Source organism: Pseudomonas baetica (assembly GCF_051216495.1).
GTDB lineage: Bacteria > Pseudomonadota > Gammaproteobacteria > Pseudomonadales > Pseudomonadaceae > Aquipseudomonas > Aquipseudomonas baetica_B.
The window spans coordinates 1-20627 of sequence record NZ_JBPKAM010000025.1 but is presented as its reverse complement, the minus strand read 5'-3'; the positions used below and the strand labels follow the sequence as shown (position 1 = coordinate 20627).

General features: G+C 59.3%; 15 protein-coding genes. 6 read left to right on the top strand and 9 right to left on the bottom strand.

Going from position 1 to position 20627, the window contains the following annotated elements:
* Window positions 1-48 precede the first annotated feature (48 nt).
* Window positions 49-864 (bottom strand): helix-turn-helix domain-containing protein, encoded by an 816-nt coding sequence (locus ACSFE6_RS11715; protein WP_435427749.1) that lies wholly within the window; start codon window positions 862-864, stop codon window positions 49-51.
* A 252-nt stretch (window positions 865-1116) separates the two neighbouring features.
* On the opposite strand from ACSFE6_RS11715, the gene ACSFE6_RS11710 reads away from it, so the two are divergent.
* The gene (locus ACSFE6_RS11710) at window positions 1117-1389 is read left to right on the top strand and encodes a DUF1652 domain-containing protein (protein WP_435427748.1); all 273 of its coding nucleotides are present in this window, start codon (window positions 1117-1119) and stop codon (window positions 1387-1389) included.
* A 157-nt stretch (window positions 1390-1546) separates the two neighbouring features.
* On the opposite strand, the gene ACSFE6_RS11705 is transcribed toward ACSFE6_RS11710, so the two are convergent.
* Window positions 1547-4021 (bottom strand): UvrD-helicase domain-containing protein, encoded by a 2475-nt coding sequence (locus tag ACSFE6_RS11705; RefSeq protein WP_435427747.1) that lies wholly within the window; start codon window positions 4019-4021, stop codon window positions 1547-1549.
* A 278-nt stretch (window positions 4022-4299) separates the two neighbouring features.
* Between ACSFE6_RS11705 and ACSFE6_RS11700 the strand changes: the two genes are divergently transcribed.
* Window positions 4300-4995: a pirin family protein gene (locus ACSFE6_RS11700; RefSeq protein ID WP_435427746.1), complete on the top strand. Its 696-nt coding sequence runs from the start codon at window positions 4300-4302 to the stop codon at window positions 4993-4995.
* A gap of 131 nt (window positions 4996-5126) precedes the next feature.
* Here ACSFE6_RS11700 and pgm read toward each other — a convergent pair whose 3' ends face one another.
* From pgm to ACSFE6_RS11680, 4 genes are all read right to left on the bottom strand, one after another.
* On the bottom strand, window positions 5127-6773 hold the full coding sequence (pgm, locus tag ACSFE6_RS11695; RefSeq protein ID WP_435427745.1) for a phosphoglucomutase (alpha-D-glucose-1,6-bisphosphate-dependent): 1647 nt from the start codon (window positions 6771-6773) through the stop codon (window positions 5127-5129).
* Window positions 6774-6898: 125 nt separating this feature from the next.
* Window positions 6899-8299 carry a PLP-dependent aminotransferase family protein gene (locus tag ACSFE6_RS11690; RefSeq protein ID WP_435427744.1) on the bottom strand — a complete coding sequence of 467 codons (1401 nt, stop codon included), beginning with the start codon at window positions 8297-8299 and terminating at the stop codon, window positions 6899-6901.
* A gap of 55 nt (window positions 8300-8354) precedes the next feature.
* Window positions 8355-9833, bottom strand: coding sequence for a hypothetical protein (locus ACSFE6_RS11685; RefSeq protein ID WP_435427743.1), 1479 nt, complete (start codon window positions 9831-9833; stop codon window positions 8355-8357).
* A gap of 581 nt (window positions 9834-10414) precedes the next feature.
* Window positions 10415-11437, bottom strand: coding sequence for a zinc-dependent alcohol dehydrogenase family protein (locus ACSFE6_RS11680; RefSeq protein WP_435427742.1), 1023 nt, complete (start codon window positions 11435-11437; stop codon window positions 10415-10417).
* A gap of 269 nt (window positions 11438-11706) precedes the next feature.
* Here ACSFE6_RS11680 and ACSFE6_RS11675 point away from each other — a divergent pair, with 269 nt between their 5' ends.
* Complete coding sequence (locus tag ACSFE6_RS11675) at window positions 11707-12624, top strand: LysR family transcriptional regulator (RefSeq protein ID WP_435427741.1); 918 nt, start codon at window positions 11707-11709, stop codon at window positions 12622-12624.
* 78 nt (window positions 12625-12702) lie between these two features.
* Here the strand turns inward: ACSFE6_RS11675 and ACSFE6_RS11670 are convergent, their stop codons facing one another.
* The 3 genes from ACSFE6_RS11670 to ACSFE6_RS11660 all read right to left on the bottom strand — a co-directional run bounded on the left by ACSFE6_RS11670 (window position 12703) and on the right by ACSFE6_RS11660 (window position 14017).
* On the bottom strand, window positions 12703-12915 hold the full coding sequence (locus tag ACSFE6_RS11670; protein ID WP_435427740.1) for a DUF3079 domain-containing protein: 213 nt from the start codon (window positions 12913-12915) through the stop codon (window positions 12703-12705).
* A gap of 175 nt (window positions 12916-13090) precedes the next feature.
* Entirely contained in the window at window positions 13091-13528 is a 438-nt protein-coding gene (locus tag ACSFE6_RS11665) for a hypothetical protein (RefSeq protein WP_435427739.1), read from the bottom strand.
* A 45-nt stretch (window positions 13529-13573) separates the two neighbouring features.
* Window positions 13574-14017, bottom strand: a complete 444-nt coding sequence (locus tag ACSFE6_RS11660; RefSeq protein WP_435427738.1) for a CopD family copper resistance protein — start codon at window positions 14015-14017, stop codon at window positions 13574-13576.
* 446 nt (window positions 14018-14463) lie between these two features.
* Between ACSFE6_RS11660 and mexE the strand changes: the two genes are divergently transcribed.
* Genes mexE through ACSFE6_RS11645 form a run of 3 tightly spaced genes read left to right on the top strand, consistent with a single transcriptional unit; the run spans window position 14464 to window position 20390 of the window.
* On the top strand, window positions 14464-15717 hold the full coding sequence (mexE, locus tag ACSFE6_RS11655; protein WP_435427737.1) for a multidrug efflux RND transporter periplasmic adaptor subunit MexE: 1254 nt from the start codon (window positions 14464-14466) through the stop codon (window positions 15715-15717).
* A 15-nt stretch (window positions 15718-15732) separates the two neighbouring features.
* Window positions 15733-18921: an efflux RND transporter permease subunit gene (locus tag ACSFE6_RS11650; protein ID WP_435427736.1), complete on the top strand. Its 3189-nt coding sequence runs from the start codon at window positions 15733-15735 to the stop codon at window positions 18919-18921.
* On the top strand, window positions 18921-20390 hold the full coding sequence (locus ACSFE6_RS11645; protein ID WP_435427735.1) for an efflux transporter outer membrane subunit: 1470 nt from the start codon (window positions 18921-18923) through the stop codon (window positions 20388-20390). Before ACSFE6_RS11650 ends, ACSFE6_RS11645 begins: the two co-directional genes overlap by 1 nt.
* Window positions 20391-20627: the final 237 nt, after the last annotated feature.

Here is a 20627-nt window from a genome sequence, read left to right as displayed (position 1 = left end):
AAGACTCCGCCATTCAAGCTTCGATGACGTTGATCCTAGTGCGTGGGTTCAGCGGCTGTCTTGCGCGCGTGCACGCAAAGAAATTTGTTTGGCGTAAGCCTTGGGTGACAAGCCTGTGTGCTGGCGGAAACAGCTGTAGAACGCTGACAGCGAATTGAAGCCGGCAGCGAACGCCAGCTCGTCGATGCGCAGCGGTGGCGTGGCGTTATCCAGCGTGGCGAGCAGGTGTTGCAGGCGGGCCTGGTTAACGTAGCGATAGAAGCTCTGGCCGAGCACCTGATTGAGCAGGTAGGACATTTGATTGCGGCTGTACCCGCAGGCCTTTGCCACTTGCTGCAGGTCGAGGTCAGGATCGAGATAGGGTTGCTGACGCTGGAAATACTGCTGCAGGTCATCGGCCATGAAGCTCAACTGGCGCGGCGACAACCCGAGTCGACTCACCGCCGGGCGCCGCTGACCTGCCTCTTTACGGATTGGCTGCTCACGCACCAGCGAGGCGTATTCGTTGACGCGCCAGATCAATCCATCCCGCACGGTGATGGCTTCGCTGGCGCGGAACGAGACCAGCCCTTCGCCGCCACGCAGGGTGATGCGGTACTGAATGAACGCCGTGTTGCCGTCCAGGCGAATGCGGTCCGAGTGCTCCAGCGCTTCATCCGGATCCCGGGGCATGCTGCTGCGCACGTATTCGCGCAGCTCGTCCAGGCCCATCACGCGGTTCTGGAAAAAGTCGTTGTACTGGATGTCGGGGTGATACAGCGCCATGACGCCGTCCAGATCACGGTGCTTCCAGCGCAGGTGATAACGCATGACCGTTTCGCCCGTGGCCTGGGTTTGCAGCGGACCATCTTCCTCGGCGTGCATAAAGGTCTCGACGAAAAAAAACGAGACTGCCGAAGTTTCTCCCCCTCTTCAAGAGGACCTCGTTTAGCCGAGCCAGGCTCGAAAGGTGACCTGAATCAAAAAAATGGCAGCAATCGCCAAACGGCCTGAAAAAAACACATTATTTTCACATGTGGCTGCTACTTTTAAAGTCTGTCACCGGTTGAGCCAATGAAGGCTCTTCCCTCCTAACATGAGCTAACGGAAGCGCTCGATGAAGAAGGCGGGCAACATATGAATAAAGGGTTTAGTAAGGTCACGTTTCCAAATGCCTGCCAGCTGATGCGCTGGCATTTTCATCCCATGGGATTCGAGGCAAGCATGGATGCCCCTGGCAGCATGATTGCCCGTTTGTTCGATCGGGCCAGTGGCGAGACCATGATCGCCATTGCCGGCATTCCCTGTGCGACCGTCATGAACGCCGCCGATGTGGAACGAATAATCGAAGCCGTGGAAGATGAGCTTGCAGCGTTCGTTCCACCGGTGGCACTCAGGAGTTATGCCTGAAGGCCGATTGATTCCAGAAAGCCCACCTCAAGGTGGGCTTTTTGTTGGCAACACAGAACCCTGTGGGATCGAGCCTGCTCGCGAAGGGGTCGTCAGATCCAACATGAATATTGACTGACACACAGCTTTCGCGAGCAGGCTCGCTCCCACAATTGACTCATGTGGTTGTCTTGGCCTGCCTATGATCGGCAAAAAACGCCTTGCCCTTGCCGATCCGGTCGGACGCCTTGGGCAGGTTGGCGGCCTGGGTGTCTTGCCCATCCACATACCAATAGCAATGGCTCACCGCTCGGGTGATGCCCACATACGCCAGGCGCAGAATCTCGTCTTTCTGTGCGTTGTCATACGGCTCGCTGTCACCCGCCTTGCCAAGACCCGCCATGCGGTACACCTGATTCTTGTAAGGAGAACTGGTCAAATGTTGGCAGTCGCCGAGCAGGAATACGGCATCGGCCTGCAAACCCTTGGCACTGTGGTAGGTCAGTTGTTTCAAGCGCCGGGCTTCACGGGGCAAGCTAGAATCAACATTAACTACAGCCTGAATATGCTCTTCTATCAATAACTTATCGCTACTTTTTCGATAAAGCATCAAGATCGAATCGCCCTTTCGGTAGTGTTCGACCAGACGCTTGGCCATGCCTTGGTCGTCGCGATCGAGCACGTTGACCGGCAGCAAATCCTTCGGCTCGCCGCTGGCTTTGGCCTTCTTTCCGGCAATGGCCGGTGCGGCGCGAACGATGTGTTCGGCGGCGTCGATGATGTACTGGTGGCTGCGGTAGTTGTCGCTGAGCATGACCTTGGTGGTGCTCGGCGAGGAGAATTCCTTGTTGAACTCCATGAAATAGCTCGGCGAACTCCCGCGCCAGCCGTAAATCGATTGCCAATCGTCCCCGACGCAGAGCAACGACGAGCGCTGGGCACCTCGCCCCACATGCATCGCCGGGCCGCGACTGCGGATTTCAGCCAGGCTGGCGCGGATCCAGGAGACGATCTGTGGCGAGACATCCTGGAATTCGTCGATCATCAAATGCGACAGCGGCCGTAGCAGTTCGTCACCCAGCAGCTTGAGGTTCTCCGGCGAATGCTCGCTGAACAGGGCGAACATCCGGTTGTAGGTCATGATCGGCGGCTTCTGGTCGAGCAAATGGTCTTCCAGCGCTCGCCAGTACAGGCTCAGGGCCTCGAAGAAGAACCGGTCCGGGTCATCCTTGGCGAAACTCATCTGGCTGACCGCATTGGGCACATCCAGGCCGAGGTTCTCGATAAAACCGGCCGCCGCGACAAAACAATCCAGCAACGGCGCGGACGCGAGTTCGCCTTTCACCTTGTAATCGAAGCCCGGTCCCGCGCTGGCATCGCCCGCTAGTGACGCCAGAACGCGCCTTGATGATTCGTAACTATCCAGCCATATCAATGGTTTACGACAGAAAGCTTGAAACAGAGTGCGTTTGACCGCCCACTCAGCGCGCACCGTGAGCTTGGCGTTCGGCCGGGTGACCTGAGGGTTTTCCCGAGGGTCGAACCCCAACACCACCCAAGCATCCAGGGACGGAATGTAGCCGTGACAATGGAAGGTCGAGCCGTTGATATCGAATGACTGGCGCTTCGGCTCAATGCCTTTGATGGGCCACGCCTTCGCACGAAACCACAAATCTTCGATCGTGTCGCAGAGTTCTTCGTCGCGCTTGGATGCCAGTTCGGTCACCGCAACGCGTTTCTGCACGTCCGGGTGATCCCGCTCCAACTCCTTGAGCTGCAGGGCATGGCGCGACAATGGTTTGATCAGCTCCCGAAAACGCTCATCCCGGGTATGCAATGCGTGATAGCACGCGTTGAGTTGCTGGCGCTGGGCGTCGTTGATGCGCAGGTCGAACGGGTTGCTGTCGTGCTCTTCATCACCCTTCGATGCGTTCAGGCTGAGGTTTTCGAAAGCTTGCAGGCGTTCGAAGCCCGGCAGGCTACGGACCATCGGCAAAATCCGCGAGTGGAAGGTGCGCACCAGGTCCCGCGCTTCCTTGAAGCTGAGTGCGCGCCCCCAGAGCGTGAAGATCTCGATCAATTTATTGATGAAGTCCTTGCGCGACTCCCGGGTGAAGGTCACCACGGTCATCGAGCTCAATTCGAACCCCAGGTAATGCGTCAGCAACACAATGCGTAACACCAGCGTCGTGGATTTGCCCGCCCCCGCGCCAGCAATCACCGAGGTTGAGGGCGTGTCGCTGAAGATCATCTTCCACTGGGCGGCGCTGGGTTGCGCATGAGGTGGCAGTAAGCGGACGACATCGGCCTTCATGCGCTTTTTCAGTTCTGCCGTCAGCGGCAGACGCCAGTCGTCGAACAAATGATCATCGATATTGGGTGGTCGATGCTCCGTCGAACGCGAGTCACGAATGAGCAACACCTGGCGACCTTCCTCCAGTCCTTCGAGCTTGCCTTCCTTATAGCCGTATTCCACCCCGGCGGTATGCCCGCTACGAAAGCCATCCGCCTGGCCGTGCAGCCAGGATGCGCGGTGTTGTGCACGCAAGCGTGTCAGGCCGTGGCCGAAGAAACGGGCGGCCAGACGCTTGAGCAGCGGCATCTCGGCCAGAGGACGAAGTTCAGGCGGAAGATCGGAGGTGTGTTGCGACACGCGGACGGACTCCAGGGTGTGAGGCTGTTGCGGACTATGGTGTCTGCATTTGCCGCTGAGTTCTAGTGAAATGCTTATGACTCATTGGCTTATGCGCTGAATTGAAGGCTGGATAAGAATATTTCGAGGTCGTTTTACATCAACTTATTCGATCGTTATGAGGCATTTTTTACGCTTTTTATCGATCGTTGCCTGTCGGATGATGCCCATCATCAACCACCGGTCTCGCTTCATGGCTCAGGCGTTCTGCCCATGACGAACCTTTTCAGGAGACGATCATGCTTGAACTCAGACCTTTCAACTCGCTCGGTGGTGCTCACCACGGCTGGTTGGATGCCCATCACCACTTTTCGTTCGCCGAGTACTATGACCCCTCGCGCATGAACTGGGGCAACTTGCGGGTGTGGAACGATGATGTGATCGCTCCCGGCACCGGTTTCCCGCAGCACCCGCACCGGGACATGGAAATCATCACCTATGTGCGTGAAGGTGCGATCAGCCACCAGGACAACCTGGGCAACAAAGGGCGTACTGAAGCCGGTGATGTTCAGGTCATGAGCGCCGGGACCGGCATCGCCCACAGTGAATACAATCTGGAAGCGACGCCGACCAAGATTTTCCAGATCTGGATCATTCCAAACGAGTCCGGCCTGGCACCGTCCTGGGGGGCCAAGCCGTTTCCCAAAGGTCAGCGCGAAGGCTTTGTGACCCTGGCCAGCGGCAAGGCCGGCGACGATCAAAGCCTGCGCATTCGTGCCGACGCGCGACTGGTAGCGGCCAACCTCAAGGCCGGCGAAAGCGCCGAGTATCACCTCGATAGCGGTCGACGTGCCTACCTGGTACCGGCCACCGGCGTCATTGAAGTCAATGGATTGCGTGCACAAGCTCGAGATGGTGTTGCAGTTGCCGAGGAGCAGGTGTTGCGCGTGACGGCGGTTGAGGACAGTGAGATCGTGTTGGTGGATCTGGCTTGATCCACTAGGCAGATAAAAAAGGGCGACCGTGATGGTCGCCCTTTTTTACATTTAGTGACTGTACGGACACCTTCGCGAGCAGGCTCGCTCCCACAGGATTGCGCAAATACCTGCTCGCGAATGGCCCTCCGTTATTTCGCAGAAATCGCGCCATCCACCAATGTCTGAGCTTCCGCCACCAATTGCTTGAGGTGGTCGTCGCTTACGAAACTTTCCGCATAGATCTTGTAGATGTCCTCGGTACCCGACGGACGCGCCGCGAACCAGCCGTTCTCGGTCATGACCTTCAGGCCGCCAATGGCCTGATCGTTGCCCGGGGCGTGGCTGAGGATGCTCTGGATCGATTCGCCCGCCAGTTCGGTCGACGTGACCTGTGCCGGCGACAGCTTGCTCAGCAGGGCTTTCTGCTGCGGATTGGCTTTGGCGTCGACCCGTACCGAGAACGGTTCGCCCAGTTCATCGGTCAGGGCACGATAAGCCTGACTTGGGTCGCGACCGGTACGGGCGGTCATTTCGGCCGCCAGCAGCGCCGGGATCAAACCGTCCTTGTCGGTGCTCCAGACGCCACCGTCCTTGCGCAGGAACGAAGCACCGGCGCTTTCTTCGCCACCAAAGCCCAGAGAACCGTCAAACAGGCCGTCGGCGAACCATTTGAAGCCTACCGGTACTTCGTACAGGCGACGGCCCAGGCGCTTGGCCACGCGATCGATCAAACCGCTACTGACCACAGTCTTGCCCACGGCGGCATCGGCGCGCCAGTGCGGACGGTTCTGGAACAGGTAATCGATGGAGACCGCCAGGTAATTGTTTGGCGCCAGCAGACCACCAGACGGCGTGACGATGCCATGACGGTCGTGGTCCGGGTCGCAGGCAAACGCCACATCGAAACGCTCTTTCAGGCCGATCAGGCCCTGCATGGCGTGAGTGGACGATGGGTCCATGCGAATCTGGCCATCCCAGTCGACCGTCATGAACCGGAAAGTCGAATCCACTTCCTTGTTCACGACATCCAGATCCAGGCGGTAATGCTCGGCAATAGCCGACCAGTAGCGCACCCCTGCTCCGCCCAGCGGATCGACACCCAGGCGCAACTTGGCGTCACGGATGGCATCGAAGTCGATGACGTTGATCAAGTCGGCGACATAGGTGTTCACATAGTCGTGACGATGGGTGGTGCTGGCCTTGAGGGCCTGTTCGTAGCTGATGCGCTTGACGCCGGCGAGCTTGTTGGCGAGCAGCTCGTTGGCCTTGGCTTCGATCCACTTGGTGATGTGGGTATCGGCCGGGCCACCGTTGGTAGGGTTGTATTTGTAGCCACCGCTTTGCGGCGGGTTGTGGGACGGCGTGATGACGATGCCGTCAGCCAGACCCGAGGTACGCCCGCGGTTGTAGCAGAGAATCGCATGGGACACGGCCGGGGTCGGCGTGTACTCGTCGCCTTCGGCGATCATCACCGTCACGCCGTTGGCCGCCAGCACTTCCAGGGCGCTGGCGCCAGCCGGCGTGGACAGCGCATGGGTGTCGATGCCGACGAACAGCGGACCATCGATGCCTTGGGACTCGCGATACAGGCAGATGGCCTGACTGATCGCCAGGACGTGCCATTCGTTGAAACTCAGGTCGAAGGAGCTGCCTCGGTGACCGGACGTGCCAAAAGCAACGCGCTGGGTCGAGATGTCGGCATCAGGCTGGCCGGTGTAATACGCCGTAACCAGTCGCGGGATGTCGACCAACAATTCTGCCGGTGCCGGTTTACCCGCAAAATGACTGAGTGTCATGCAAAACCTCTGGAATAGAGTGGTTCAGGAATTGGAACGCAGTTTACTGGCAGTTTGACCGCCGCGCGACGTTATCGATCCCGTCTCCACTCAAGCGCGATGTTATAAAACTCCGCCGGCCCCGTTCAGTCGATCGATTCCAGGCGAATTGCCTCGCCCAGCAAGCCCAGTGCGTTGGCGAGGTCATGATCACTGCCGACGCTGTGACTCAGTCGCATGTGTTGTGTGTGCAGCCCCTGGAGACTGAACAGCTCTCCCGGTGCGACCACCACTTGATGCTTGAGCAAACGCTGGAACACCTGACGCACATCGACCCGGCGCAACGAGCGCACCCAAACCGTGGCCCCCCCCACGGGTTCGACGAATTGCAAGGAATCGCTCAATCGCTCGCAGAGCAGTTGGATCATCTGCGTCTTGCTGTCCTTGAGCCGGCGCCGCAGCGATTGCAGGTGCTGGTCGATGCGTCCATTGCTGTATAAACGGGCAATGGCTTTCTGGCGGATCGGTGACAGACGGAAGGCGCGCAGCAAAAACTGTCGCTGCCATTCGGCACCCAGATGGCGTGAGAGCAAATAACCGTAGGGAGCCTCGGGACCAATGACTTTTTCAAACGTTGAAAACACCATCAGCCGCTCTGGGGCCAGCAGATCGCGAAACCGCAGGCAGTCGGGCTCAAACCCCAACTCGCCGTAACAGTCGTTTTCCAGCACCCAGCAGTCATAACGGCCCAGCAACACCGCAACCGCTTGCCTGTTGTCGTCCGACGCCTGGCTGCCCTGGGGCATGTTCGCCGCTGATGAAACCATCACCAGTCGCACCGCTTCGGTTTCCAGCAGTTCCTTGAGACGCTCATGATGCAAGTTGCCATTGGCCAGAAGGGGCCACTCGATCACTCGAACGCCCGCACTGCGAAACAGGCGCAATATCATCCAGTCGCAAGGTGACTCGACCACCACCGTAGCGTCCTTCAGACCTAATACGGCGATGAGTATTTCCAGCACCCCGCGAAGATCCGCGCCGATGTAAACGTCATCGGCGTGCCAGCAACGCACGGGCGACGTGGTGTATCGGGCCGCCAATGCCATGCGCAACTCCAGCTCGCCGCACGGTTGCGAATTCGGTTGCGGCTGGCGCGGATACTGACGCAACAGCTCTCTTTCCAGCAGTAGCAACGGACTGTCAATCGGTTGCGACAGCGCGGGTTCATCACTGCTGAGTACCAGCATTCCAGGGCGGCGAGCATTCACATAGAGGCTTTCCAGCAGGTCGTTGCCACTGTAGTGCGTGCCGATTGCGGGCGCCGGCAGCGCGTAATAGCCGGACTTGGCCACCGAGTACACCCGCCCTTCCTTCTCCAGTAACGAGTACGCGTACTGAATGGTCGAGATCGACACACTCAAGCGATCAGCCAGTTGGCGCAACGATGGCAGGCGCACATGCACATCGCCCGCGGCTTCGCCAATCAGATTGATCAGGTAACGGTAGACCGCCTGATAGGCGAAGTCGGTTTCGCGGGGCTCTTTCATGGCAAGGGACCATGGACGTGACATTGCCCGTCACGATGCAGCAACGCGGGCACTGTCAACGACCCGCGGACCATTCGCCCGCCATGGGTGTCTCGTCGGAGCCCGGTTCCACGTCCGGATCGCCGCTTGCCGAATCGACCGCCATGCTCTCGGTCACAGGTACCGGCGCCATGCGATAGAGCCTGCGAATCAGACTGACCGGCAAGCCGCTGACGTCTACCATCCACTGCATGATCTGCTCTGCTACAGGCTGGCCTTGCATGGCCCGGTGCAATTCCGGCAAAGCCACCAGCATGCCGGGATGGCACTGACGCAGGAATCGCTCGAGGTTCGCGGCCTGTTCACCGAAAGGTGCAAACAGCAGGCACACCCATTGAGCCTCGCTAAGGCCAAAACTGCGTTGCGCCTCCGCTGCCGCACGGGCGCGCAGTTCCGCCAGCGTAGCCGGATTGCCGAACGCCTCCACGGCCTGTTCGCACAAGTGCTCAGGCAGTTGCTTGCGACGCATCATCACCAAGGCCCGTTGCAGGTACTCGGCGACACCTGATTCATAGGTGCCACCCTGTACGAAGCTCGATTGCAGCCCGCGCAGGTGCGCCGATACCGGGAGGCTGACGTATTCGTTGCCACTGAGTTGCGCCGCCAACTCGTCGGCCTGGAATCCGAGAAACTCGGTGAGCAATGGCCAGCGCTCCTCCAGATTGCCTACCAGCATGTCGTGGATATCGAGAAGCGTCGCACGGCGACAGGTTTCAAACTGATCGGCCGGCCGCCACGTTTCATGGCCCCCCTCGGTGTAAAACCGCCGATAGCCTTCCCTGCCGAGTTCGTCGAGCAGCGCGAACAACCCTGTGTAGCCTGGCTCAGGATGATTCGAGGTCTCGATTCCGCCCTTGGTGGCCGCGCGCTTCAACCCCTCGATGAACAGTTTCTGCTGGCGAGGCGTGTCGCTGCTGACCATGGCATCGACACCATGATTCCAGCGAGTGATCTGTCCGTAGAACTCACCGGTGGCCAGATACCCATCGTCCCATAGCTCAAGCGGACCGTCCCAGGCCCGGCGATGGCCCAGCATCAACAGGTTCATCCGATTGGCTTCGCGTCCAGCTTGGGAAATCGGTGCCGCGTGATCGAAAGGCAACACTTCCCGGTTATCGACCATCAAAACTTCAGCCCGCGGATCGTCGTAGATAAACAACGCGTTATAGCTGCGATGAATGTTTTCCAGCGCCATCGGATGGCTGCCGTTCAGGCGCAAGGTTGCTACCCGCAGCCGGAATGTCGCCGGCGCCCGGGTGGCAATCGTCAGCTGTGCGGCGCGCAGCAACGCCAGGGTGTAGCAACTGTCCCTGGACCCCGTCTGGACTGCCAGCACCTTGAACTCACCGATGCGTTCCATGCCCCCGGCAGCGACGCCCAGGCGTTGAATCAACAATTGCAGCGCGGTGCGTTCGGCACGGGAAAAAAAACTCAGCAATCGCTGCAGCACTTGTTGGTAGACGTAGGTCATCGCTTGGTCATGGATGGTGGTCATCGTTATTTACCTGATGCTCGAAAGTTCGATATTGCGCAAACAACTGCACGCATAGCGCAGGGAGTTGCCTGGATATGATGTAAGGATGGAGTTTTATTACCGAATGCTAACACTTAAATTTTCAGGTCAACATTTGATGGATCGCAAGGGTTTCGACACCCTGAGCACACGATGCCCCCGTAAACGCCCGGCCTGAGAGGCCTGTTGCGATTGGGAGCTGCATCCTAGGAAATGTCCGACAACGTCGTACAGATGTTTAATACAAGAAATAAAGAAAAAAGTTGCCGATGATTGTTCTGCAACGACATAAAAGTGCGCTGTCTTCTGAAAGTACAACCCAGTAGCGCATCGAAAAGTATTAACCGGATACCCGCCCATGACTCATTCCTTGAGATGAAAGTAATCATTCAATTATCAGGGCTTAGTTGCGCAATAGAAGCTACAGATCGAGCGCAAAAACCAGTTCAGTTGCTGAACGGTCCCTTCGATTGATCATTGGGATGTCTGATATCGGAAAGCGCTGTACGAAAAAGAGTCCGTGGGGAAACACGGACTCTTTGAAAAGAACATCGGGGGGTAGGTCAGGCCGGTTCGACCTGCAAGGCCACCCTTTCGCGGCAAGGACATTCGCCCATGTAGCGATGCGCCTCGACAAACTCGGCAAACGGGAAGACCCGAGTCTTGAGCGGCAGCAGGACGCGGTCAGCGGTCAACTGGTTGATATCACGCAGGGCACGTTGCAGTGCGACCTGATCCTGGATAATGCCCAGTTCCGGCTTGCCGGTGAAGTTGCCGATGCAGTGCACGAAGAACTGAATGTTCTTCTGGAACGCCGCACAGGCCGGGAATGGCGTCTGGTTGCCGCCCTGAAGACCGTACAAGACCAGGCTGCCGCGCGGTGCCAGCACATCGCCGAGCAGCGACATCTGGGGTCCGCCCAGGCCATCGAATACCACGTCCACGCCGCGGTTGTCGGTGATCTTGTTGATCCGCATCAACAGGTCTTCTTCTTCGGTGACGATGACTTTCTCGGCACCCAGCGACAGCAGGTATTCACGTTCCTCCGCCGTCTTGGTAGCAGCAATCACCCGTACACCCAAGGCTTTACCCAGTTGCACGAACGATGGGCCGGCGCAGTGACTGGCGTCGGTGACCAGGGCGAACTGCCCGGGCTTGACCCGCGCCAGATCCACATAGGCGAAATAGGCGATCAACAGCGGCGTGTAATGCACGCTGGCTTCGATCGAACTGAGCACGTCCGGGTAACGGGTCAGCGACGAGCGCGGCAACACGATCTGCTCGCCGTAGACGGGATAGTCGTTCGGGCTTTCGGCCGGGAAACTGGCGACCTTGTCACCGACGGCCAGGTCATCGACACCCTCACCGATGGCGGTGACGACACCAGCCATTTCCTGGCCAAGACCCGATGGCAGACGAGCATGGGACGACGCCAGGTTCTGACGCCAGAGAATGTCATACCAGCTGATGCCAATGGCTTCGACGCGTACCTGCACTTCGCCCGGTGCAGGCAGAGCCGCCGCATGCTCTTCGCATTTGAGCACCTCGGCTGGACCAAACTTGTGAAAACGGATCGTGCGGGACATCGCAAACCTCGCCAAATGAACCTCTAATGCCATGAACTCTAGCTGGGCTTTCAACCCAACACTATCAGTGGCTATTAATAGTCGACATGCCTGTCATTGATTCGGCGGCATCGGCAACATCACCTGAAACCGTACGAAACCGAAGCTTCCTTTGTAGGAAAACTGAATTACTCGGTGCAGAGTACCAGCCTTTCCCCGTAATATTCCTGCTGGCCATTGTTCTCATATGGCCGCTCACGTCAAGTTTGCTGACTCTGCCAGGACTCCAGATGAATCGTAATGACCTGCGTCGTGTCGACCTGAACCTGTTGATCGTATTCGAAACCCTGATGCACGAACGCAGCGTGACCCGCGCGGCGGAGAAGCTGTTCCTGGGTCAGCCGGCCATCAGTGCTGCGCTTTCGCGCCTGCGCGGGTTGTTCGACGATCCGTTGTTTGTGCGCACCGGCCGCAGCATGGAGCCGTCGGCGCGGGCCGTGGAGATCTTCGCCCTACTCTCGCCGGCACTGGATTCGATTTCCACCGCGGTCAGCCGCGCGGCGGAATTCGACCCGGCCACCAGCACCGCGGTGTTTCGCATCGGCCTGTCGGACGATGTCGAGTTCGCCCTGCTGCCGATGCTGCTCAAGCGCCTGCGCGCCGAATCCCCGGGGATTGTGCTGGTGGTGCGTCGGGTCAACTACATATTGATGCCGAGCTTGCTGGCGTCGGGGGAAATCTCCATCGGCGTCAGCTACACCACCGACCTGCCGGCCAACGCCAAGCGCAAGGTGCTGCGTCGCAGCTCACCGAAACTGTTGCGCGCCGACAGTATGCCCGGCGCGTTGAGCCTGGATGACTTTTGCGCGCGGCCCCATGCGCTGGTGTCGTTCGCGGGTGACCTCAGTGGCTTTATTGATGAAGAGCTGGAAAAGCTCGGGCGCAAACGTCACGTGGTGCTCGCCGTTCCGCAGTTCAACGGGTTGAGCACCCTGCTCGCCGGCACCGATATTGTGGCCACCGTGCCAGATTACACGGCCGATGCGCTGACCGCTGCCGGTGGTGTGCGGGCGGAAGATCCGCCGCTGCCGGTACGCAGTTTCGAATTGCACATGGCGTGGCGCGGGTCCCAGGATAACGATCCGGGGGAGCGTTGGTTGCGCTCAAGGATTCAGATGTTCTTCGGGGATCCGGATAGCCTGGCATAAGGCGCGCCGAATGGCTTTGCAAGCCCTGTATCTTGGGCTCCTTAACTGCAGATTCCGTTCGGCCAGCCGAATCGTCCATTAGACACGCTCATCTGCAGCTTGAGCGGTCGTAGTGGAGGCCTCAATGCCCCAGTCGGCCGGCGAAAGCCAATCCTCTCCGAACATCTCCACGGGATGCATCGTACGGTCGGAGCCGTTGCCGCATGCCAAAGACTTGGCTGGACAATACCGGTCGCACCCCCAGCAAATTCGCTCAGGGTGACTGGGGTTGACGGGAAATTGCTTGGCCATGCCAGTCTCCAATCATTGGAGGGAGTATCGCCAACATACAGCCACGGTATAAAGCCAGCATTGATCCATATCAAAATATCGACGCCGAGCGATCCGGGCGCAAACAGCGGACCTGCTTGCGCAGGCGATGGCCCTGCGGTTTACGCCCGTTTTGTCTGTCCAGGATGGTCTGTAACTAAAAGGACCACTGGAACATGGCTTTGGCGAGGATCACGATCAGCAACATGTGCGCCAGGATACTGCGGCGAATCCAGTTGGCGCGTCTTGCGCTCAGACGTGCATGAGTCAACCAATACGCCAGCAACAAGTAGTGACCGATGATGCTCAGCGCCAACAGGATCTTCAGGCTCAGCAACGTGCCAAAACTGCTGGCAAGTGGCTGACTCAAGGCGCCCCGGTATTGCCACGACAAGCCAATACCAGCGCCATACAACAGCAGTACCACACCGTGCAGCACCTTGCGCGAGGGCACGGCGATGGCCCGATCGGCCGTCAATTGCACCGCGTCCGTCAGTTGCTGGCGAGCGCGATGCCAAATCACTACTTCAAAAAACAGGGTTCCGATGAAGGCAATGGCAGCCAGCAGGTGTGTTACCAAAAGAATGGAATACATCAACGACCACCTCCGCGAACCACCGGTTGCAGGGACATACATCGTTCACCACGTCAGGTAAAACATCCACTTGGCCAGCAACACGATAACGAGCATGTGGCAAAACAGACTGCCGTGGATGAAATGAAGATATCGAGTGTTCATGCGGTTGCTTTTGAACAAAAACATGGCAACCAGAAAATGCAGGAGCACGCTCACGGCAACCACGATTTTGAGCATCAGTAACGTGCCGAACGATGAGGCCAGCGGAGAGTCAAGGACTGGTAAATAACGCAACCAGACCATGCCGATCCCCGCTGCGAACAGCACTATTAGCACCCCCGGCATCAGCTTGCGTGCTCGTCGGCCAATGCCCTGTTCGACGAGCCGCATCGCCCTGGCAGGCAGTTGTTTGCGGATACTTTCCAGAAACAGGATTTCGAAGAACACCGTTCCGATAAAAATCAGTGCGGCAAACAGATGCAATGTCAGAAACAGCGGATAAAGCATGGGTTTCTCGCTCTCAACACAGCTGAACACGGTTCACTCACAACAAGGTAAACGTCGATCCCATCTCTCAAGATGCAGAATACAGAGTGAATGAACCCCATGCGGTTGACATCCATCAAGTAATCCGAAAATCCCCCAGGCTCCTGGCGCACGTGGACGGTTGGCAATGGTGTGCTGGCCGGCGAGCGACATACCCCGCGCCCTGCCGTTGAAGCCAGGCATGCTCTCAAAAGGAATCACTCTGTTCCATGCCTGATATTTACCACCACGGAAACATAGATTTTCCATCAATCCCATTGATCAACGCCTGATCAAAGGCGCAGGCTAGAGGGCTAATTCGGTTCTCCTATCATTCCGAATGATAGTTACCTTCGCCCCATTCGATTCGTGCGATACCCACCTGCCGAGCATCATTCGCCAATCTCAATACATTGGCGGATGCATCCATGGAACAGTCACTCAAACATTTGCGCTTCCCGTTGGCCATGCTGGCCGTAGTGGTGATCAGCGCCTGTGGCAAAGCGCCAGAAACTGCCGGTGCCCCGCCTGCCGCCAAGGTCAGCGTGGCCAAGGTGCTGGAGCAACCGGTCAACGAGTGGGATGAGTTCACCGGGCGCCTTGAAGCACCGGAAACCGTCGAGATCCGTCCACGGGTGTCCGGCCAGATCGATGAAGTGGCCTTCACTGAAGGTGCTCTGGTCAAGAAAGGCGACCTGCTGTTCCAGATCGACCCACGCCCGTTCCAGGCCGAAGTCCGCCGCCTTGAAGCGCTGGTCGTCCAGGCCCGCGCCAATGCCACCCGCAGCGAAAACGAAGCCCAGCGTGGCGAACGCCTGCGCACCAGCAATGCGATTTCCGCCGAACTGGCCGATTCGCGCACCAGTGCTGCCCAGGAAGCCCGCGCCGCCGTCGGTGCCCTTCAAGCGCAGCTCGACCTGGCGAAATTGAACCTGAGCTTCACCCGCGTCACCGCGCCCATCAGCGGCCGTGTCAGCCGTGCGGAAATCACCGCCGGCAACCTGGTGACCGCCGACACCACGCCACTGACCAGCGTCGTGTCGACCGACAAGGTCTACGCCTACTTTGATGCCGACGAGCGTGTGTTCCTCAAGTACACCCAGCTCGCCCGCCAAGGCAAACGCGGCGCCACCACGCCGGTGTACATGGGCCTGTCCAACGAAGACGGCAACCCGCACCTGGGCCAGATGAACTTCGTCGACAACGCGGTCAACCCGAAAACCGGCACCATCCGTGGTCGCGCCGTGTTCGATAACAGCGACGGCAGCTACACCCCGGGCCTGTATGCACGCCTGAAACTGGTGGGCAGCGGCACCTACAACGCCATGCTGATCAATGACGAAGCGGTCGGTACCGACTTGGGCAAGAAGTTCGTGATCGTGATGGATGGCGACAACAAGACCGCCTACCGTGCCGTCGAGCTGGGGCCGAAAATCGAAGGCCTGCGTATCGTGCGCAACGGTCTGAACAAGGACGACACCATCATCGTCAAGGGTCTGCAACGGGTTCGTCCCGGATCGCCGGTCGCCCCTGAAGTGATCCCGATGGCCAGCGAGCAAACCCTCGCGGCCCTTGCACAACAACGACAAGCGCTGGAAGCCAGCAACCTGCCACAAGTCGCGCCCGCCAAGGTCGCGCCGGGCACGGCTGTGAAACTGGCTGCCACGACCCCACGCGGTTAAGGGAAAACGACTCCGATGAATTTTTCCAAATTCTTCATTACACGGCCGATCTTTGCAGCGGTGCTGTCGCTGCTGATCCTGATCGCCGGTTCGATCTCGCTGTTCCAGTTGCCGATCAGCGAATACCCGGAAGTGGTGCCGCCGACCGTGGTGGTGCGCGCCAACTTCCCGGGTGCCAACCCCAAGGTCATCGGTGAAACCGTGGCCGCTCCCCTGGAGCAAGCCATCACCGGCGTTGAGAACATGCTGTACATGTCCTCGCAGTCCACCGCCGACGGCAAGATCACCCTGACCATCACCTTCGCGCTGGGTACTGACCTGGACAACGCCCAGGTGCAGGTGCAGAACCGCGTGACCCGCACCGAGCCGAAGCTGCCCGAGGAAGTGACGCGCATCGGTATCACCGTGGACAAGGCGTCGCCCGACCTGACCATGGTCGTGCACTTGACCTCGCCGGACAAACGCTACGACATGTTGTACCTGTCCAACTACGCGATCCTGAACATCAAGGATGAGCTGGCGCGACTGGGCGGTGTCGGTGACGTGCAACTGTTCGGCATGGGCGATTACTCGCTGCGGGTCTGGCTCGATCCGAACAAGACCGCTTCGCGCAACCTGACCGCGACCGATGTCGTGTCTGCCATCCGCGAACAGAACCGCCAGGTGGCTGCCGGCCAACTGGGCGCGCCACCGGCGCCGAATGCCCAGAGTTTCCAACTGTCGATCAACACCCAGGGCCGTCTGGTTTCCGAGGAAGAGTTCGAGAACATCATCATTCGTGCCGGCGACAACGGTGAAATCACGCGCCTGAAGGACATCGCCCGCGTCGAGCTGGGCTCCAGCCAATACGCCCTGCGCTCGTTGCTGAACAACCAGCCGGCCGTGGCCATCCCGATTTTCCAGCGCCCGGGTTCCAACGCCATCGAAATCTCCAACGAAGTTCGCGGCAAGATGGAAGAGCTGAAGAAGAGCTTCCCGCAAGGCATGGACTACAGCATCGTCTATGACCCGACGATCTTCGTGCGCGGCTCCATCGAGGCGGTGGTTCACACCCTCTTCGAAGCGTTGATCCTCGTGGTGTTGGTGGTGATCCTGTTCCTGCAGACCTGGCGTGCCTCGATCATTCCGTTGGTGGCGGTGCCGGTGTCCTTGATCGGTACCTTTGCCGTGATGCACTTGTTCGGCTTCTCGCTGAACGCCCTGTCGTTGTTCGGGCTGGTACTGGCCATTGGTATCGTGGTCGACGATGCGATCGTGGTGGTCGAGAACGTCGAGCGAAACATCGAGCTGGGTCTGGAGCCGATGGAAGCCACCAAAAAAGCCATGGGCGAAGTGACGGGCCCTATCATCGCCACCGCGCTGGTACTGTGTGCGGTATTTGTCCCGGCGGCCTTCATCTCTGGCCTGACCGGACAGTTCTACAAGCAGTTCGCCCTGACCATCGCCATTTCGACAGTGATCTCGGCCTTCAACTCGCTGACCCTGTCGCCGGCACTGGCTGCTGTGTTGCTCAAGGGCCACGATGCACCGAAAGACCGCTTCTCCAGAGTCCTGGACAAGCTCTTCGGTGGCTGGTTGTTCCGTCCATTCAACCGCTTCTTCGAAAAAGCCAGCCATGGCTATGTCGGTACCGTGCGCCGGGTCATCCGCAGCAGCGGCATCGCCCTTCTGCTATACGCAGGCCTGATGGTCCTGACCTTCTTCGGTTTCTCCAGTACGCCGACCGGATTCGTACCGGGCCAGGACAAGCAATACCTGGTGGCCTTCGCGCAACTGCCGGACGCCGCGAGCCTGGATCGCACCGAAGACGTGATCAAGCGTATGTCCGACCTGGCGCTGAAGCAGCCGGGCGTGGAAAGCGCCGTGGCCTTCCCCGGCCTGTCGATCAACGGTTTCACCAACAGCCCGAACGCCGGCATCGTGTTCGTGACCTTGAAGCCTTTCGATGAGCGTAAAGACCCGAGCATGTCCGCCGGTGCGATTGCCGGTGCCTTGAACGGCCAGTACGCGAATATCCAGGAAGCCTACATGGCGATCTTCCCTCCGCCGCCGGTACAAGGCCTCGGCACCATCGGTGGTTTCCGCCTGCAGATCGAAGACCGGGGCAACCTGGGCTACGACGAGCTGTACAAGCAGACCATGAACATCATTGCCAAGAGCCATAACGTGCCGGAACTGGCCAACCTGTTCACCAGCTACACCGTGAACGTGCCGCAGGTCGATGCCGCCATCGACCGGGAAAAAGCCAAAACCCACGGCGTGGCCGTCAGCGACATCTTCGATACCCTGCAGATCTACCTGGGTTCGCTGTATGCCAACGACTTCAACCGCTTCGGTCGTACCTATCAGGTCAACGTTCAAGCTGAACAACAGTTCCGCCTCGAATCCGACCAGATCGGCCAGTTGAAAGTACGCAACAACAAAGGCGAGATGATCCCGCTGGCGACCTTCATCAAGGTCAGCGACACCTCGGGCCCGGACCGAGTGATGCACTACAACGGCTTCATCACCGCCGAAATCAACGGTGCCGCAGCCCCCGGCTACAGCTCCGGCCAGGCCGAAAAAGCCATCGAGAAACTGCTCAAGGAAGAACTTCCAAACGGCATGACCTACGAGTGGACCGACCTGACCTACCAGCAGATCCTGTCCGGCAACACCGCGCTGTTCGTGTTCCCGCTCTGTGTATTGCTGGCGTTCCTGGTGCTTGCGGCGCAGTACGAAAGCTGGAGCCTGCCACTGGCGGTGATCCTGATCGTTCCGATGACCTTGCTGTCGGCTATTACCGGTGTGATTGCGTCCGGTGGCGACAACAACATCTTCACCCAGATCGGCTTGATCGTACTGGTAGGGCTTGCCTGTAAGAACGCGATCCTGATCGTCGAATTCGCCAAGGATAAACAGCAAGAGGGCCTGAACCCGCTGGCCGCGGTACTGGAAGCTTGCCGCCTGCGTCTGCGGCCGATCCTGATGACCTCCTTCGCGTTCATCATGGGTGTGGTGCCATTGGTGTTCTCCAGCGGTGCCGGTGCCGAAATGCGTCATGCCATGGGTGTGGCGGTGTTCTCCGGGATGCTCGGGGTGACCTTCTTCGGCCTGCTGCTGACACCGGTGTTCTACGTATTGATTCGTAACTTTGTCGAGCGCGGCGAAGCGCGCAAAGCCGCCAAGGCCTTGAAACTGGCACCGCAAGTGGAGTCGCATTAATGAGTCTTAAAGCCTTTCTGCCGAGCCTGCTGGTACTGGCGCTGAGCGCCTGTGCCGTCGGCCCGGACTACAAGACGCCAGCTACCGAGCCTGCCAACATCACCACAGCCACCGACGGTGCGGCCGGCCAGAAGAACTTCGACCGTTCGCGTTTCGAACGCGTCTGGTGGCAGCAATTCGAAGACCCGACCCTCAACCAGTTGGTGACCGAATCGCTTAAGGGCAACCGAGACTTGCGTGTCGCCTTCGCTCGCTGGAAAGCGGCCCGGGCGATCCGCGATGACGTCAGCAACGACGCCATGCCGACCATCACCAGCCGGGTCAGCAGTGACCTGGGCAAGGGCCAAATCCCCGGTGAAACCACCAACCGGGTCAACAGCGAACGCTACGACCTGGGCCTGGACATGGCGTGGGAGATCGACCTGTTTGGCCGCATCCAGCGCAATCTGGAGTCGGCCGATGCCGAGCAACAGGCGCTTGAGGCTGATCTGTACCAGCTGCAAGTGACCATGATTGCAGAACTGGTGGACGCCTACGGCCAACTGCGTGGTGCGCAGTTGAGGGAAAAAATCGCCCTGGCCAACCTGCAGAACCAACAGGAGTCGCGCAAGATCACCATCAGCCTGCGTGATGCCGGTGTGGGCGATCAGCTCGATGTGGAGCGCGCCGATGCTCGCCTGGCGTCGGTCGAAGCCAGCGTGCCGCAACTGCAGGCCGAGCAGGTCCGGCAGAAAAACCGCATCGCCACGCTGCTGGGTGAACGCCCGGACAAGTTGACCGTGGACCTGAGCCCGAAAGACCTGCCGGCGATTGCCAAGGCGCTGCCCATCGGTGACCCGGGCGAACTGCTGCAACGTCGTCCGGACATCCTCAGTGCCGAACGCAAACTGGCCTCGGCCACGGCGCGTATTGGCGTGGCCAAAGCTGACCTGTTCCCTCGTGTCAGCCTCAGCGGCTTCCTCGGTTGGACCGCCGGACGGGGTTCGCAGATCGGCTCCTCGGCGGCCAACGCCTGGGCGCTGGGCCCGAGCATCACCTGGGCCGCGTTTGACCTGGGCAGCGTAAAAGCCCGCATACGCGGCGCCGACGCCGATGCCGAAGGCGCCCTGGCGACTTACGAGCAACAAGTGTTACTGGCCCTGGAAGAATCGGAAAACGCCTTCAGCGACTACGGCAAACGCCAACAGCGGCTGATTTCGCTGATTCGCCAGAGTGAATCGAGCCGTTCGGCGGCCGATCTCGCCGAGATCCGCTACCGCGAAGGCACCGCCGATTTCCTCGTGTTGCTCGATGCCCAACGTGAGCGTCTGGCGGCGGAAGACACCCAGGCCCTGGCCGAAATTGACCTGTATCGCGGCATCGTCGCGATCTACAAGGCCCTCGGTGGCGGCTGGCAGCCGGAGACGATCGCCCGTAGGAGCGAGCATGCTCGCGAAAAACCCGAGGGCGCCGTGGGGCATCTGATTTAACGCATTATCGTTCACGACCATCGTCGGAACGCCGCCCAGAGCAAGACAGAGCTCCTTTGGTTGGCCGCAACCAACCAATTTTTTTGCCCCGCGTATCATTCGGTCGCGGGGCTTTTTTTGCATGATCCAATAGCACTGTGCCCCCCTGTGGGGGGGGGGGGGGGAGGGGGGGGGGGAGGGAGGAGCCACACGCAACCGCGCCCGCAGGCACACCCATCAGGCAAAAAGCGCGAACCC